Raw genomic sequence first — 14,488 nt, forward strand, 5'->3', positions numbered from 1 at the left:
ATTAATTTTCTAATGTTATTTTGGCTGACGTTCAGATAATAAAACAGCCGTTTTATAAATATGCTCTTGCTCCTCTACGGTCATGCTTTGCAAATAAGATAGTGTCTTTGTGATCAAGTAATTTTCAGTAGGACAGGAAATTTTGCTTTCAGAAAAAAATTCCACAGGTGTAAGATGCAAAGCATTCAATATTTTCTCTAGGCTGCCTATCGTAAAATTCCGCTCGCCGCGTTCAATTTTGCCTAAATGAGACGGGTTCAATCCTGCTTTATGGGATAATTCTTCAATGCTGTATCCTAAAGCTGTACGAAATTCACGTATTTTAATTCCGATTTGTACTTGTAAATCATCCATGAATAAACTCCTAACACCTGTACTTTCAATTATCATAACTCTTTTTATTTATTGCAACAAAGCCATAAAAGCAATAATAAATAGTCCTTAAAAGTATTGACATAATATCACAATCGCAATACACTAAAGATATATTTGGTTATAAAGAAATAATAGAGTGATAAATAAAATAAATGTACATTAAAAAATGAAATGAAAATCAAAAGTGAGGAGCGTATTATGAAATTACTTGGTGATTGGAAAGGTGTTACATATTTTGAACGAATTCATAATTATATTCCGGATAATCCTTTGATATTATGTATTGAAACCGTAGATGAAAAGGGCAATGTGAAAGGGAAAGTAACAGAAATTATTTTCGATGAAAGGGAAGGAAATAGTCTGCAAGAAAATAAAAGCAATACCTTTCTAGTGAGCGGTCGCTTTGAAACAAAATCAGGAGAGTTATATTTAAAAGAAGTCATTGCATCAGAGAGAGGAAATGAAAAATTATTGGAAGGAAATTTTGAGATTGTTGCCAAAGTTGATCTGGAAAAAGAAATGATGAGAGGTAAGTTTTATAATTGTCGCTGGAAAGAGAGTGTACAGGTACTAGAGCTATCAAAATGTCATTTTGAGTCTAGCGAATCTGGTTATTGCATGGGTTTAAAAGCGTTTCCATTGATTGATGCGCTTGCAGATGAAATATGCAATAATGCCGATTAAAATACCTGTAATCATACCGGAAAAAACAAGTACCGGAAAATAGTAAAAGATTTTTAAGCTTTCAATGAGCAGCGAAGCAGCTATAATTTGCCCTAGATTATGCGCAACTCCGCCTGCCATACTTACACCAGTAATACTAAACCATCCTGTTTTTTTCAAAGCAAGCATACAAAAAAAACTAAAAACAGCTCCGGCTAACGAATAAGCAATTGCAAAGACATTCCCAAAAAGGGCGCCAGACAGCAAAACGCGAAGAATGTTAATGGAAAAGGCATAAGATTCCCCGATGGTGTAAAGTGCTACGACGATTACTACATTTGCAAGCCCTAATTTAATACCAGTATTTCCGAAAGAAAACGGAATTAAAAATTCAATGTAGGAAAAAATAAGCGCGAGTGATGTTAAAGCTGCACTTATGGATAATTTTTTCGTTTTTGTGTTTAATGTTGTAATAGACATGGATTACCTCAAATAGCCGACACCATTTGGTGTCTTTTTTTAATACGAAATAGAATCGGTTGTCGTGTTTTTTTCGCCTTCAATGGTCACAATTACATGGTTAGGCAAACATACAATGCTTTGATTTACTTGCTCAATACGGCCCTGCTCGATACAGACTTTATTTTTACAATCCGATTCTATCATTTTCACTTGTTGATTTAAAATTTGAATTACATTGGTATGTCCGTTTTTTTTGATCGTTATATCTTGATTTTGTGACAAATCATAGGTACCATAGAGTTCAGAGCCTACTGACACTCTGACAAATTTTGGAGAAACATCGCTTTGGGCAAGTGCAAAGGATAAAGTAAGACAAAGGATAATCAATGCAATTCCCAAGAAAATGTCGGCTTTTTTAATCATATTTTACCACCTAAATATTTATTGAAAGAATGCGAGGAACTTATGAAAAAATTACAACGCAGACTATTAGTATGTGTTTTAATACTAATCTTTATTTTATCACAAACAGCGTGTGCAGGGAAAGCCCCTGTTTCGCAGACGGATTTTCTGTTAAATACAGTATGTACCATCACTTTATATGAGGGTGGGGATGAAGGGCTGATAAAAGAAACCTTTGCTCTTTGCAGAGAGTATGAAAATCGATTGAGTCGTACTATAGAGGAAAGCGACATTGGTAAAATAAATGCAGCAGGCGGACAAGCGGTTAAAGTGGATGCAACAACGGCAGAGGTCATAAAAAAAGGGATGGAATATGGAACGATTTCACATGGTCTTTTTGATATTACCTTAGGAAAACTGGCTGAGCTTTGGAATTTCAGCGGAGAAAATCCGTCGGTACCGGATGCAGAGGAGATTGATGCTGCATTGCCTCATATTGGTTATCAGCAAATTCATATAAAATCAAATGAAGAAATGATTGAAGTCTTTTTGGATGACCCGCAGGCGAAACTGGATTTGGGAGGGATTGCAAAAGGATACATTGCAGATAAAGCTGGAGAGTTTCTTAAGGAAAATGGGGTATCGAAAGCGGTCATTAACCTAGGAGGAAATGTAGTTTGCATTGGAGAAAAGGAAAAGGATGTTCCTTGGAGTATCGGAATTGAAAAACCGTTTGGTGAGAATAATAATGGTGAAAAAGAATTGTTAGGTACCGTTGAGATGAAAGACAAATCTATTGTTACTTCTGGCACATACGAACGAAAGTTTATTGAGAATGGAACATTGTTTTATCATATATTAGATCCGAAAACCGGGTATCCAATGGAAACTGACTTAGATGGGGTAAGTATCATTGGAGATAAATCGACAGATTGTGATGGACTCTCGACAACTTGTTTGATGCTCGGTTTTGAGAAAGGAAAGGCTTTGATTGATTCTATGCCCGAATACGAAGCGATATTTGTTAAGAAGGATGGAACAATCGTAAGTACAGATGGCGTGGTTCTAAGAGAAGAATAGCGGCCTTAAAAATGATTGTAAAGCATGGATAAATATGAAACATAAGGATATGCAAATTGACAAATGAGCATATGTTCAATATAATAGTAATTGTGATTCTTTATGCAAAAGAAAGCATTTTAAAATATGGAGGATAAAAATGAGTCAAGTGAGTGAAAGCTGCAATCATGATTGTGGAAGCTGTGGTGAAAATTGTAGTGAAAGAGATCCAAAGAGCTTTCAGGAGAAGCCACATGCAAAAAGTAACATTAAAAAAGTTATCGGTGTTGTAAGTGGCAAGGGTGGAGTTGGAAAATCTTTGGTTACCGGAATGCTGGCTGTTCTGATGAGTCGTCAGGGTTATCGTGTAGGCGTATTGGATGCCGATATTACAGGTCCATCGATTCCTAAAATGTTTGGAATTAAAGAAAAGGCAACAGGAACAGAAGAAGGTATTTTTCCTGCATTAACGAAAACTGGAATACAGGTGATGTCAGCTAACCTATTGTTGGAAGATGACACGGATCCAGTTATTTGGAGAGGTCCAGTTATTGCTGGTACTGTGAAACAGTTTTGGACTGAAGTAATTTGGGAAGATGTAGATTATTTGTTTGTGGACATGCCTCCAGGAACTGGTGATGTGCCACTTACGGTATTTCAGTCATTACCGGTTGATGGCATCGTAGTAGTAACATCTCCACAGGATTTGGTTTCTATGATTGTTGCAAAGGCTGTGAATATGGCAAAGATGATGCATATTCCAATCATTGGGTTGGTAGAAAACATGAGTTATGTGCAATGTCCACATTGCAATGAAAAAATCAATGTTTTCGGAGAAAGTCATATTGATGAAACCGCAGCAAAGTATCAACTTAAGGTTTTATCTAAGTTAGCGATGAATCCAGAAATTGCAAAAGCTTGCGACGCTGGTGCCATTGAATCTTTCAATAGCGAAGAGTTGAATGATGCTGCTCGAGTTTTGGCAGAAATAAAATAAGAAATAAATGAAATATAAAAACCGGTTGTATATGCAACCGGTTTTTTATATTTTTTACTTTGATAAGCTCTTCTTGGAGAGATCGCTTATTCTGTTTTTGCTTCCTCTGCTTTTTCAGCTGCAGGAGCTTCTTTTTTTGGTTCTGCAGGTTTTACAACTGGCTTTGCACCTGGTTTTGGAATCATATGGATGATGTGACGAGGACAAGCCTTTACGCACAATCCGCAATTCTTACACTTTTCTGGATCTATGATTGCGTGGTTGTTTTCCACATGAATCGCATCAAAGTTACAAGCCTTTTCACATAGCTTACATGCAATGCATCCAACTTCGCATACATTGCGTGTTTCTTTGCCGGTATCGCAAGAGCTGCATCCAACATAGACTCTGCTTGTTTTTGGAGCAATGCTGATTAATTGGTTTGGACAAGCTTTTGCACAAGCACCGCAACCAACACACAGATCTCTGTTTACCTTAGCAATGCCGTTGCAAATTTCAATGGCATTATAGTTACAAGCATCCTGACAGTCACCATAGCCCATACAACCGTATTTGCAAGCACCATGACCTTTAAAGAACAATTTGCTTGCTGCACAGCTTTTAAAGCCTTGGTATTCCATGTCGGATTTTGTTTTTTCTACAATACCGGAGCAGTGAACGGTTGCAACCTGTGCAACAGAAGCACCGGCATCTACGCCTAAAATAGAAGCGATGGAACTAGCTGTGTCTGCACCGCCTGGGATACAAAGGTTTGCTGCAACATTATCAGGATCTGCTGCGATAGCAGCAGCATAATCGTCACATCCTGCATAACCACAAGCACCACAGTTTGCACCAGGAAGTACTTCTCTCACTTTTACAGCGGTTTCATCTACAGGGACTGCCATAAATTTAGCAGCCAAAGTCAATATGACAGCGGCAATAAGGCCGATGACACAGACTAAAAATACTGGAGTCATAAATGCTGACATTGTGGCACCTCCTTACAGTCCGAAAATGCCATCTATTACGCCTGAGAATCCCATGAAGGATAAAGACAAAATAGAAGCAGCGATTAAAACGGATGGAATACCTTTAAAGCATTCCGGATAGTCATTGAATTCAATTCTCTGACGAACGCCGGAGAAAAGAACCATAGCTAAAAGGAAGCCAAGGCCTGCACCGAAAGCATTTACCAAAGATTGAGCAAAAGTAAAATCTTCGTCAATATTTAATACGCAAACACCTAAAACAGCGCAGTTTGTAGTAATCAATGGAAGGAATACTCCCAATGATTTATGAAGAGCCGGTACGTACTTTTTCAAAATAATTTCAACCAACTGTACAAGGGCTGCAATTACTAAGATGAATACAATGGTCTGTAAATAACCAATGCCCTTCGGCTCTAATAATAATATCTGAATTGGCCATGTTGCTGCAGTTGCAAGTACCATAACGAAGATTACGGCGCAGCTCATACCGAATGCAGAATCTAATTTCTTGGATACACCAAGAAATGGACAAATTCCAAGGAACTTTACCAATACAAAGTTATTTGCAAGGACGGCTCCTAAGATAATGATTAACATTTCTTTCATTAGTTACAACCTCCTTCGCTTGCCTGGCTGCATGCCGCTGCGGAAGGACATCCTGCACAACCATTTGCCTTATTCTTGCTTGGCTTACCATTGGTAAGCTTATTAACGATAGCAATAAGGCAACCAAATACAAAGAATCCACCCGGAGCCAATACGAAGATTGCCATTGGATCAATGAATCCAGCGGTAATGTCATGGCCGAATAACTGACCAGAACCTAAAAGTTCTCTGCTTGCACCCATTAAGAATAAAGCGAGTGTAAAACCAAGACCCATTCCGACACCGTCTAAAGCGGAATCAATAACAGAGTTCTTGTTTGCAAACATCTCGGCACGGCCTAAGATGATACAGTTTACTACAATCAACGGGATAAATAAGCCCAAAGATTTGTCCAGTGCAGGTAAATATGCCTTTAATAAGAACTGTACAATGGTTACAAAGGTTGCAATAACAACAATGTAACAAGGGATTCTAACTTTATCCGGAATGATTTTTTTCAATATAGAAATAAAAATATTGGAACAAATTAATACTGCGGTTGAAGCAAGACCCATACCGAGACCATTGACCGCTTGTGTGGTAACTGCCAACGTTGGGCAAGTACCTAATACCAGTACCAATACTGGATTTTCTTTGATGATGCCTTTGGTAATAATACCCAATTTACTTGGTTTGTTTTCCATTATAAAGCACCTCCTAATTCTGCAAATTGTTCTAATGCTGCGTGAACACCATTGAAGACTGCATTAGAAGTGAACGTAGCACCGGTAATTCCGTCAACTCTTGTTCCTTCTCCACCATCTACATTGGTAATTGCGGTTTGACCTACGAATTTTGCTAAATGTTCCGGAGTGGTTGCTTTCGTACCAAGACCCGGAGTTTCATTTGCAGCATCCGTTACTTTAACAGCAGTAATTTCACCGTTTGTATCAATGCCTGTCATAACGGTTACAGCGCCACCAAAGCCCTTGAATGCAGTTGTAACAACTACACCGGCACCGTTTGTCGCTTTGTATACTTCGGTAACACCCTCAAGAAGGGTAACATCCATTTGTTCAAATCCATCTGCTGCACTTAGTACTTCAGCACGAGCAGCATCCGCATTTTCTTTTGTAATTTTTTCAATAATAGGAGTGGTCACTTGATACGTACCTGCTAAAAGCAAAGTGGCAACAAGACAAATCACTACAAGCACAACGGTTGGTGCAAAATTTTCTTTAAAACTATTGTTTTGCATTATTTGTCACCTCCTGCAGGAACACCGTTTAACTTCAAACGAGTTAAATTATCAATATGAGGAGTCAAAATGTTCATTAACAGAATTGCGAAAGAAACGCCTTCTGGATATGAAGCATATAGACGAATAACCATGGTTAAAAGGCCGCAGCCAATACCGAAAATAATTTTACCTTTTGTAGTAATCGGAGAAGTAACGTAGTCGGTTGCCATAAAGATCGCACCAAGCATAACACCACCTGCAAAGATGTGGAATACAGGATCCAATCCTGCAGCTAATGCAAATACGAATACGGTACCGATAAAGCATACCGGAATCGTAGGTTCAATAACCTTTTTGATTACAAGGTAAACTCCGCCGATCAATAATGCAATTGCACTGACTTCACCAGTACAACCACCGATGAAACCTAAGAACATATCCATGTTGGAAGGAACATCCATACCTTTTGCAAATAATCCTAAAGGAGTTGCGCCGGTAATCGCATCTACAGTCTGCTGCGATTTAGGAAGAACCCAAGTCGTCATTGGAGTTGCGAAGGAAATGAATAAAACAATACGACCTACAATTGCAGGGTTTGCAAAGTTTTGTCCAAGTCCGCCGAATACTTGCTTTACAATGACAATTGCAACGAAACATCCAACGACTGCCATCCAAAAAGGAAGGCCGGCAGGTAAATTATAAGATAGTAAAATACCGGTTACAACAGCACTTAAATCGGAAATGGTATCCGGACGACCTAATAGTTTTCTAGTAACTGATTCAAATAATACACATGCAACGACACAAACGGCTGTCAATGCCAATGCACGAAAACCGAAAACAACAACTTCCATAATCATTGCAGGAATCAATGCAATGCAAACATCCAACATAATTTTGGATGTGTTTACAGGGGCCACTACATGCGGTGCGGAAGAAACAATTAAGTTTCCGTTTTTCATCTTACTCATTATTTCTTTCCTCCTTCCGCCAATACAAGACTTTTTGCTAATTTGTTAATAAAGCTTAACTGCTTTCTTGCAGGACAGACATACGTACAGCAGCCACAGTCCATACAAGACATAACATTATACGTCTTTAAGGCATCTACATCTTTGCGTTCAAATGCCTTGAATAGAGCAGTCGGCATTAAATTCATAGGGCAGGCTTTTACACATCGACCGCAATTAATGCAGGCAGTTTCCGGATTCATATTTGCAAAGGTTTCATCAAATGCCAATATTGCATTGTTTCCTTTAATAATACATTTTCCGTCATCCGGTAAAGCACGACCCATCATTGGTCCACCCATAAGAATCTTCTTTGGTTCACCGGTATATCCACCGCAGAACTCAATAATATCAATGATTGGTGTACCAATTGAAACTTCTACGTTCTTTGGTTCTTTTACCACATTACCGTCTACGGTAAGGCTCTTAGTAACTAGAGGCATGCCTGTAGTTAAGAACTGTTGAAGTTTTAATACTGTTGTTACATTCGAAACAATCACACCGACATCAGCAGGAAGCTTTCCGGCAATCAAGTGCTTTCCGGTGCACTCATAAATGAGAACACGTTCTGCGCCTTGAGGGTATTGTTGTAATAATTCACAAACACTGATGTTTGGCTCATTTTTTACCAATTCATTGAATTTTGCAATGGCATCTGGTTTGTTTCCTTCAATACCGATGATGGCTTGTTTCAGATTTAAATATTTTAGAATGTTTTTTGTACCTTCTACGATTTCTTCCGCATGTTCAAGCATGGTCATGTGGTCAACCGTAATATAAGGTTCACATTCTGCACCGTTTAAAATTAAAGTATCAACCTCTTCCGGATTTCTTGGATTGTACTTAATGTGGGTAGGGAATGCAGCACCGCCCAAACCTACAAGCCCAGAAGCACGTACTGCCGTTAAAAATTCTTCCTTGTTATTAATTGTAGGAGGAACTACGGTTTCGGCAACTTCTTGTTTGCCATCGGTTGTAATTTCGATGCTGGTATCAACGATACCCTGTGCAGTCATGCCCTTAACAAGAGCTGTGACTTCTCCCGATACACTGGAGTGAATCGGAGCACACACCGGAGCCGCATTGTCTCCGATTAATTGGCCAACCTTAACATGATCGCCGACTGCGACCGTTGGCTGGCAAGGTGCACCTATGTGCTGAACCATTGGAATGTACACTTTTTCCGGTACAGGCATTTTGACGATGGACTGTCCGGCGGTGTTTTTACAATGGTTGACATGGATACCCTTTAGATGTTTTGAAACTGAACTCATAAACTCTCTCTCCTTATCTAGCCTTGTCAAAAATTGTAGAATTTTAACCATTTCTTTCGTAGTTTTGTCTACACTTGAAAAGGTGGAAGACTCTTTGCTTTGCAGAAATAATACTGCCAAATTTGCATAAGGGCCTACAATAATAAAGAATACACCTATTTTTCAATTATGTAAAGTCCTTTTGTCGAGAAGAATGGTGGAAAAGCGATGCAAATTGAGATTTCCTGTCAAAAATTAAGGTGTAAATTAAGGATAGTGTTTTATTTTGTGGAAACACTAGGTAAATTGGTATAAATTATTTGGTATAAAGACAAAAAAAAGAATCGTAGTTTCTCCTTTGAAAGCGAGAAGCTACGATTCTATCTTATGCTATGGCTTTTCTTTCTAACACTTTTCTTTAACAATTCAAAAGTTTTTCAATTAAGAAGACTTTTTTCCGTAAAATATCCAGCCGCCCAAAAGACCTAAGAAGCAGATGAATACGTAAATTAGGAACAATGGATTCTGAAGTCCGGCAATCATGATAAAAAGAGAACCCATTGTTGCAAGAACCGGAAATACAATTCCCTTAATCACACCTTGTATCTGCCCTTTTTTCCAAAGACGGAAAACTTGATAATATAAAACAATGTATAAAATATAACTTACAACAATTGCAATTTCGGAAACATCTGAATTTGCTAAGATGTTATATCGCATCGTAAAGTAATGGATTGCCCACCAAATTAAGGTGATAATAAAACAAAACAGGGAAGAGTAAATCGGAATATTAAAGGATTCGTTTACTTTCTTTAAGCTGGGAATCGGTAAAGCTTCTTTTAATGAAAGGGAGTATGGAATTCGAATGTATCCGAGGATAATACCGTTTACAGTGCCCATAACTGAAATTACGACAAAGACCATAAAGAGTTTTGCAATGTTTTCTCCAAATAAAGAATTACATGCAGCGATTGCACTGCCGTCGCCCAGAGCCATTACTTGATCCGTGCCAACAGCAGAACAGATGCCAATAAAATACAGCAAGTAGCAACCTAGGATGAACAGTGGGGCTGCAACCAATGCACGAGGCATATTTTTTTTCGAATCTTTTACTTCATGTGCCACTGCGGTTGCAATAATCCAGCCATCAAAGGAATAGGCAATCGGTCCGATTCCGGCCATCCATAAAAGAGATTTTGTGGCATTGGCTGCTTCTGGAGAAGGATTATTAAATACGTTAGCAGGCTCACCAAAAAGAAGACCAGAAATGGCGATAACAAATAAAGGAATTAGTTTAATAATTGTTGAAGCATTCTGAAAATAACCGCCGATTTTTGCAGACAGCGTATTATAAGCAAAGCAAAGAATAAACCATAAAATGCCGATGAGTACTTGACCATTTAAACCCAAATCCCAACCAAAAAGCTGTGACATATAAATGCCGATAACCCATGACACGACGACGACTAGAGAAGGATAATAAATAAATACTTGGAACCAGCCGAAGGCGGCACCGAAACGAGGACTTACAAACTCTTCCGCATACGTAATAAATCCACCGGGATTATCAGTTAAGCTTGCAAGTTGGCTAATGGATAGGGAACCAAATATAATGGCGAAGGCGGCAATGCAGAATAATAGGATTCCAAGCATTACATTCCCTTGTGTATAGACCAAAATATTGTCAGATTTAAAGAAAATTCCCGAACCTATTACAATGCCGACAATCATTGCAATGGAAGTAAAAAGGCCATATTGCCGTTTTTGTGTTTCCATTCTTTTTTACTCCTTTTTAAATTTTTTGAATTTTTTATATTCTTATAATATAGAAAACACTTTCACGGGTCAAGCGTGAAAATCATTGCCTTATCAAGGCGAGAGTGATAAAATAAACAACGAGCTTCTATTATTACATATAAAATGTAAGAAAAGATTAGAAACGGGGTATACGTTATGAGTAACAGCAAATATAAAGAGGATTTTTATGAAAATCGACCGATACGGGACTTGAAGGATATGATTCACAGTTCCGCAGAACTTTATAAGGATCGAGCAGCTTATTTAGTAAAAGACAAACCCGGCGGCGTGTATCGTCCCATTTCCTTTCAGCAGTTAAAGGAAGATATTGATTGCTTAGGTACGGCATTTATGGATTTAAAGCTAACCGGACAAAAGGTTGCTTTAATTGGAGAAAACCGATATGAATGGATTGTATCCTATTTGGCAATTGCCAACGGAACCGGTGTCATCGTACCATTAGACCGTGAATTATCTTCCGGTGAAATACAAAATTTATTAATTCGTGCAGAAGTAAGTGCCATTGTTTTTTCTGCAAAGGTGGAGCGTAAAGTTTTTGAAGCGTTAGAAGGTGTAGAAGGAATTGACTGCATTATTAGTATGGACGCAGCTTCCGATAATCATAACATTTTATCTTTAAAACATTTGATTGAACGTGGAAAAAAACTCATTTTAGAGGAAAACCGTTATTTTATTGATGCAGAGATTGATCCGGAAGCAATGCATATGCTTCTATTTACCTCCGGTACAACCGGAATGGCAAAAGGTGTCATGCTCTCTCATAAAAATATCTGTGCTAATGTATATAATATGTCTAAATATGTGAATGTAAGAGACAATCAAACGGGACTTTCCGTATTGCCGATGCACCATACCTATGAGTTTACATGTCATAATATGACAGCGTTGTATCAAGGGTGCAGCATTGCTATTTGTGAAGGATTAAAGTACATTGTAAAAAATATGGCAGAAGCCAAGGCAACGGTTATGCTAGGTGTACCGCTTATTTTTGAATCCATGCATAAAAAAGTATGGAAAAAGGCAGAAGCAAGCGGAAAAGCCGATAAGATGCGTGCTGCAATTACGGTTTCAAAAACATTAAATAAGTTTAATATAAAAGCAACGAAGAAACTTTTTAAGAGCGTACATCAAGCCCTAGGCGGACATATGCGTTTACTGATTGTAGGTGCTGCGGCTATAGACCCTCAGGTAGTTTCTGATTTTAATGCTATGGGCATCACAATGATTCAAGGGTATGGAATGACTGAGAATTCACCGATCATTGCCGTTAATACGGATCGATATTATAAAGATGCTGCGGCAGGTCTTCCGATGCCGGGAACGGAGATTCAAATCATCAATAAGGATGAGAATGGAGTGGGTGAAATCATTTGTAAGGGTGATTCGGTCATGATTGGATATTATAAAGACCCAGAGGAAACGGAAAAGGTCTTAAAAGATGGCTGGCTTTATACAGGTGATTACGGTTACTTTGATAAAGATGGTTTTTTGTACATAGCAGGACGTAAAAAAAATGTAATCGTTACGAAAAACGGAAAGAATATTTTCCCGGAGGAAGTTGAGTTTCACTTAGGAAAGAACGACTACATCAAGGAAGTGCTGGTTTCCGGTATAGAAGATGAAAAGTCTGGGGAAACCGTTGTATTTGCGGAAATAGTACCGGAATATAGTGTGATTGAGGAGAAATTAGGAAAGTTGTCGGAAGAAGCGCTGCGGAAGTTGTTAAAACAAGTGATTGATGATACGAATGATCATATGGCAACGTATAAGCGAGTAAAACGTTTTAAAATTCGAGAGGAAGAATTTGAAAAAACGACAACAAAAAAAATAAAAAGAACTTACAAGTAAAAGAAATGGGGAATTGGGGATGTCAAATTTAAACAAAGAACAATGGGCAATGCAACAAATAGAAAAAATAAAAAACAGCTCGGATTCGAGGGTACGATATAAAAACGTTCGTCCCATTACTGACATTCGGGATATGTTTGTTTCAAGTGCAAAGCTGTACGCCGATCGCCCAGCGTTTTTTGTAAAAGATGAGCAGGGCGGACCGTACCGTGCTGTCACCTATCGTAAGGCTAAGGAAGATGTAGAGGCACTCGGTACGGCGTTGCTTTCCATGGGTCTATCCGGAAAGCGCATCGGCGTGATTGGTGAAAACAGCTATCAATGGGCCATTACCTATTTGGCAACCGTAAGTGGAGTTGGCGTTGTGGTTCCTTTGGACAAGGAACTTCCGGAAAATGAATTACTGCATTTGGTTCAGGAGGCAGAGATTGAATGTATTTTTTACGATAAAAAATACGAGGAAATGTTTCGACGCATGAAACAAAGTGGACAAACCAAATTGCTGTTTCTAATTAATATGAAAGGTTCAGAAATTGCAGAGGACACACTTTCTCAGAAAAGCCTGCTTGAGATTGGTTACAATCTATTGCAAACTGGAAACAGAGCTTTCTTAGATGCGGAAATTGATGCAGAAGCGATGAGCATATTATTATTTACTTCCGGAACGACAGGACTTTCAAAGGGTGTTATGCTCTCAAACCGGAACATTGCCGCCGACTTAATGTCAATGGTGACATTAGTTCGAATTGAGAAAGAGGATGTCTTTTTTTCTGTATTGCCAATTCATCATACGTATGAGTGTACGTGTGGATTTTTGTGTCCTTTGTTTTGCGGTGCGTCGATCGCTTATTGTGAGGGGTTAAAGTATATTGCAAAAAATTTAGCCGAAGCAAAGCCAACTGTTTTTTTATGTGTACCACTTATATTAGAAAACTTATACAGCAAAATATGGAAAGCGGCAAAGAAAAAAGGAGCCGATAAAAAGCTAAAGAAAATATTGAAAATTAACCATTATACAAAAAAGGTGAAATTAAATTTGGCGCCATTGCTTTTAAAATCAGTTACTTCTGTATTTGGAGGGCGCTTACGGCTTCTGATTTCCGGCGGTGCACCGGTGGATCCTGCAATCATTGAAGGAATTCAAGATTTTGGAATTAATTGTTTACAAGGATACGGTTTGACAGAATGTGGGCCGATTGCTGCACTGAATCCAGATATAAAGCGAATTCAGCATCAGCGGGTTGCATGCCTCCCGGAATGGAATGTAAGATTGTGGATGTCGATGATGCAGGCATTGGAGAAATCTGCATTCGCGGGGAAAACGTTATGATAGGCTATTATAAAAATCCGGAAGCCTCTGCTGAAGTATTGAAGGAAGGATGGTTTCATACCGGAGATTTAGGTTATATGGATCAAGAAGGCTTTTTACACATTACCGGTCGTAAAAAGAATGTTATTATTACGAAAAATGGTAAAAATGTATTTCCAGAGGAACTGGAGTATTATTTAAATAAAATTCCTTATGTAGAGGAATGTCTTATATCCGGAAGAAGGCGCGAAGAGGATGGCGAGACGGTAATTTTTGCAGCCATAAAAGCCGATCATGAAGAATTGGAAGAAGCCTTGGGAATTGGATATGAGCAGACGGAAGCAGAGCAGCTGCTTTGGGAAAAAATAGATGAGCTGAACAAGCAGCAGCCAATATATAAGAGAATACAGCGAATGGAGCTTCGAAAGGTAGAATTTGAGAAAACGACTGCTAGAAAGATAAAACGGTATGCAGAAGCAAATCGGTAGGAGGGTGA

The 14,488-nt window shown here is 38.5% G+C and carries 16 protein-coding genes; 6 read left to right on the plus strand and 10 right to left on the minus strand.

The features are described 5' to 3' along the window. Window positions 1–15 precede the first annotated feature (15 nt). Window positions 16–354, minus strand: coding sequence for a helix-turn-helix domain-containing protein (locus tag I2490_RS04540; protein WP_206458592.1), 339 nt, complete (start codon window positions 352–354; stop codon window positions 16–18). 219 nt (window positions 355–573) lie between these two features. Here I2490_RS04540 and I2490_RS04545 point away from each other — a divergent pair, with 219 nt between their 5' ends. Next, on the plus strand, window positions 574–1,059 hold the full coding sequence (locus I2490_RS04545; RefSeq protein ID WP_206458593.1) for a hypothetical protein: 486 nt from the start codon (window positions 574–576) through the stop codon (window positions 1,057–1,059). Here I2490_RS04545 and I2490_RS04550 read toward each other — a convergent pair. Together I2490_RS04550 and I2490_RS04555 are read right to left on the minus strand one after the other, a co-directional pair. Further along, the gene (locus tag I2490_RS04550; protein WP_206458594.1) at window positions 1,000–1,518 is read right to left on the minus strand and encodes a Gx transporter family protein; all 519 of its coding nucleotides are present in this window, start codon (window positions 1,516–1,518) and stop codon (window positions 1,000–1,002) included. The two genes, I2490_RS04545 and I2490_RS04550, sit on opposite strands and share 60 nt — an antisense overlap. Window positions 1,519–1,557: 39 nt before the next feature. Then, the gene (locus tag I2490_RS04555; protein WP_206458595.1) at window positions 1,558–1,923 is read right to left on the minus strand and encodes a NusG domain II-containing protein; all 366 of its coding nucleotides are present in this window, start codon (window positions 1,921–1,923) and stop codon (window positions 1,558–1,560) included. Window positions 1,924–1,965: 42 nt separating this feature from the next. On the opposite strand from I2490_RS04555, the gene I2490_RS04560 reads away from it, so the two are divergent. After that, window positions 1,966–2,982, plus strand: a complete 1,017-nt coding sequence (locus I2490_RS04560; RefSeq protein WP_206458596.1) for an FAD:protein FMN transferase — start codon at window positions 1,966–1,968, stop codon at window positions 2,980–2,982. Window positions 2,983–3,121: 139 nt separating this feature from the next. Further along, window positions 3,122–3,958, plus strand: coding sequence for an Mrp/NBP35 family ATP-binding protein (locus tag I2490_RS04565; RefSeq protein WP_209010578.1), 837 nt, complete (start codon window positions 3,122–3,124; stop codon window positions 3,956–3,958). A gap of 86 nt (window positions 3,959–4,044) precedes the next feature. On the opposite strand, the gene I2490_RS04570 is transcribed toward I2490_RS04565, so the two are convergent. The 7 genes from I2490_RS04570 to I2490_RS04600 all read right to left on the minus strand — a co-directional run bounded on the left by I2490_RS04570 (window position 4,045) and on the right by I2490_RS04600 (window position 10,793). Further along, window positions 4,045–4,929 (minus strand): RnfABCDGE type electron transport complex subunit B, encoded by an 885-nt coding sequence (locus I2490_RS04570; protein WP_206458597.1) that lies wholly within the window; start codon window positions 4,927–4,929, stop codon window positions 4,045–4,047. Window positions 4,930–4,941: 12 nt separating this feature from the next. Continuing rightward, the gene (rsxA, locus tag I2490_RS04575) at window positions 4,942–5,535 is read right to left on the minus strand and encodes an electron transport complex subunit RsxA (protein WP_206458598.1); all 594 of its coding nucleotides are present in this window, start codon (window positions 5,533–5,535) and stop codon (window positions 4,942–4,944) included. Next, on the minus strand, window positions 5,535–6,218 hold the full coding sequence (gene rsxE, locus I2490_RS04580; RefSeq protein WP_206458599.1) for an electron transport complex subunit RsxE: 684 nt from the start codon (window positions 6,216–6,218) through the stop codon (window positions 5,535–5,537). Before rsxE ends, rsxA begins: the two co-directional genes overlap by 1 nt. Further along, a complete protein-coding gene (locus I2490_RS04585) occupies window positions 6,218–6,772 on the minus strand; it encodes an FMN-binding protein (protein WP_206458600.1) in 555 nt (184 codons plus the stop codon). The genes rsxE and I2490_RS04585 overlap by 1 nt, the downstream gene beginning before the upstream one ends. After that, window positions 6,772–7,725 (minus strand): RnfABCDGE type electron transport complex subunit D, encoded by a 954-nt coding sequence (locus I2490_RS04590; RefSeq protein WP_206458601.1) that lies wholly within the window; start codon window positions 7,723–7,725, stop codon window positions 6,772–6,774. Before I2490_RS04590 ends, I2490_RS04585 begins: the two co-directional genes overlap by 1 nt. After that, window positions 7,725–9,038, minus strand: a complete 1,314-nt coding sequence (gene rsxC / locus I2490_RS04595) for an electron transport complex subunit RsxC (RefSeq protein ID WP_206458602.1) — start codon at window positions 9,036–9,038, stop codon at window positions 7,725–7,727. Before rsxC ends, I2490_RS04590 begins: the two co-directional genes overlap by 1 nt. A 420-nt stretch (window positions 9,039–9,458) precedes the next feature. Continuing rightward, window positions 9,459–10,793: an APC family permease gene (locus tag I2490_RS04600; protein WP_206458603.1), complete on the minus strand. Its 1,335-nt coding sequence runs from the start codon at window positions 10,791–10,793 to the stop codon at window positions 9,459–9,461. A 177-nt stretch (window positions 10,794–10,970) separates the two neighbouring features. On the opposite strand from I2490_RS04600, the gene I2490_RS04605 reads away from it, so the two are divergent. The 3 genes from I2490_RS04605 to I2490_RS16985 are packed head-to-tail and all read left to right on the plus strand — an operon-like array spanning window position 10,971 to window position 14,480. Continuing rightward, window positions 10,971–12,683: an AMP-dependent synthetase/ligase gene (locus I2490_RS04605; RefSeq protein WP_206458604.1), complete on the plus strand. Its 1,713-nt coding sequence runs from the start codon at window positions 10,971–10,973 to the stop codon at window positions 12,681–12,683. Window positions 12,684–12,702: 19 nt separating this feature from the next. After that, window positions 12,703–14,013: an AMP-binding protein gene (locus I2490_RS04610; protein ID WP_206458605.1), complete on the plus strand. Its 1,311-nt coding sequence runs from the start codon at window positions 12,703–12,705 to the stop codon at window positions 14,011–14,013. Further along, window positions 13,941–14,480 carry an AMP-binding protein gene (locus I2490_RS16985; protein WP_206458606.1) on the plus strand — a complete coding sequence of 180 codons (540 nt, stop codon included), beginning with the start codon at window positions 13,941–13,943 and terminating at the stop codon, window positions 14,478–14,480. Before I2490_RS04610 ends, I2490_RS16985 begins: the two co-directional genes overlap by 73 nt. The last annotated feature ends 8 nt before the right edge of the window (window positions 14,481–14,488 follow it).

The sequence above is a fragment of the Anaerovorax sp. IOR16 genome, assembly GCF_017168145.1.
GTDB lineage: Bacteria > Bacillota > Clostridia > Peptostreptococcales > Anaerovoracaceae > IOR16.

What these genes read in the sequence shown, in the direction of transcription:
- I2490_RS16985 (WP_206458606.1), top strand. Translation starts at nt 13,941, where the DNA reads ATGGAATGTAAGATTGTGGATGTCGATGATGCAGGCATTGGAGAAATC.
- I2490_RS04565 (WP_209010578.1), top strand. Translation starts at nt 3,122, where the DNA reads ATGAGTCAAGTGAGTGAAAGCTGCAATCATGATTGTGGAAGCTGTGGT.
- I2490_RS04590 (WP_206458601.1), bottom strand. Translation starts at nt 7,725, where the DNA reads ATGAGTAAGATGAAAAACGGAAACTTAATTGTTTCTTCCGCACCGCAT.
- rsxE (WP_206458599.1), bottom strand. Translation starts at nt 6,218, where the DNA reads ATGGAAAACAAACCAAGTAAATTGGGTATTATTACCAAAGGCATCATC.
- rsxA (WP_206458598.1), bottom strand. Translation starts at nt 5,535, where the DNA reads ATGAAAGAAATGTTAATCATTATCTTAGGAGCCGTCCTTGCAAATAAC.
- I2490_RS04600 (WP_206458603.1), bottom strand. Translation starts at nt 10,793, where the DNA reads ATGGAAACACAAAAACGGCAATATGGCCTTTTTACTTCCATTGCAATG.
- I2490_RS04585 (WP_206458600.1), bottom strand. Translation starts at nt 6,772, where the DNA reads ATGCAAAACAATAGTTTTAAAGAAAATTTTGCACCAACCGTTGTGCTT.
- I2490_RS04555 (WP_206458595.1), bottom strand. Translation starts at nt 1,923, where the DNA reads ATGATTAAAAAAGCCGACATTTTCTTGGGAATTGCATTGATTATCCTT.
- I2490_RS04540 (WP_206458592.1), bottom strand. Translation starts at nt 354, where the DNA reads ATGGATGATTTACAAGTACAAATCGGAATTAAAATACGTGAATTTCGT.
- I2490_RS04560 (WP_206458596.1), top strand. Translation starts at nt 1,966, where the DNA reads ATGAAAAAATTACAACGCAGACTATTAGTATGTGTTTTAATACTAATC.
- I2490_RS04605 (WP_206458604.1), top strand. Translation starts at nt 10,971, where the DNA reads ATGAGTAACAGCAAATATAAAGAGGATTTTTATGAAAATCGACCGATA.
- rsxC (WP_206458602.1), bottom strand. Translation starts at nt 9,038, where the DNA reads ATGAGTTCAGTTTCAAAACATCTAAAGGGTATCCATGTCAACCATTGT.
- I2490_RS04545 (WP_206458593.1), top strand. Translation starts at nt 574, where the DNA reads ATGAAATTACTTGGTGATTGGAAAGGTGTTACATATTTTGAACGAATT.
- I2490_RS04610 (WP_206458605.1), top strand. Translation starts at nt 12,703, where the DNA reads ATGTCAAATTTAAACAAAGAACAATGGGCAATGCAACAAATAGAAAAA.
- I2490_RS04550 (WP_206458594.1), bottom strand. Translation starts at nt 1,518, where the DNA reads ATGTCTATTACAACATTAAACACAAAAACGAAAAAATTATCCATAAGT.
- I2490_RS04570 (WP_206458597.1), bottom strand. Translation starts at nt 4,929, where the DNA reads ATGTCAGCATTTATGACTCCAGTATTTTTAGTCTGTGTCATCGGCCTT.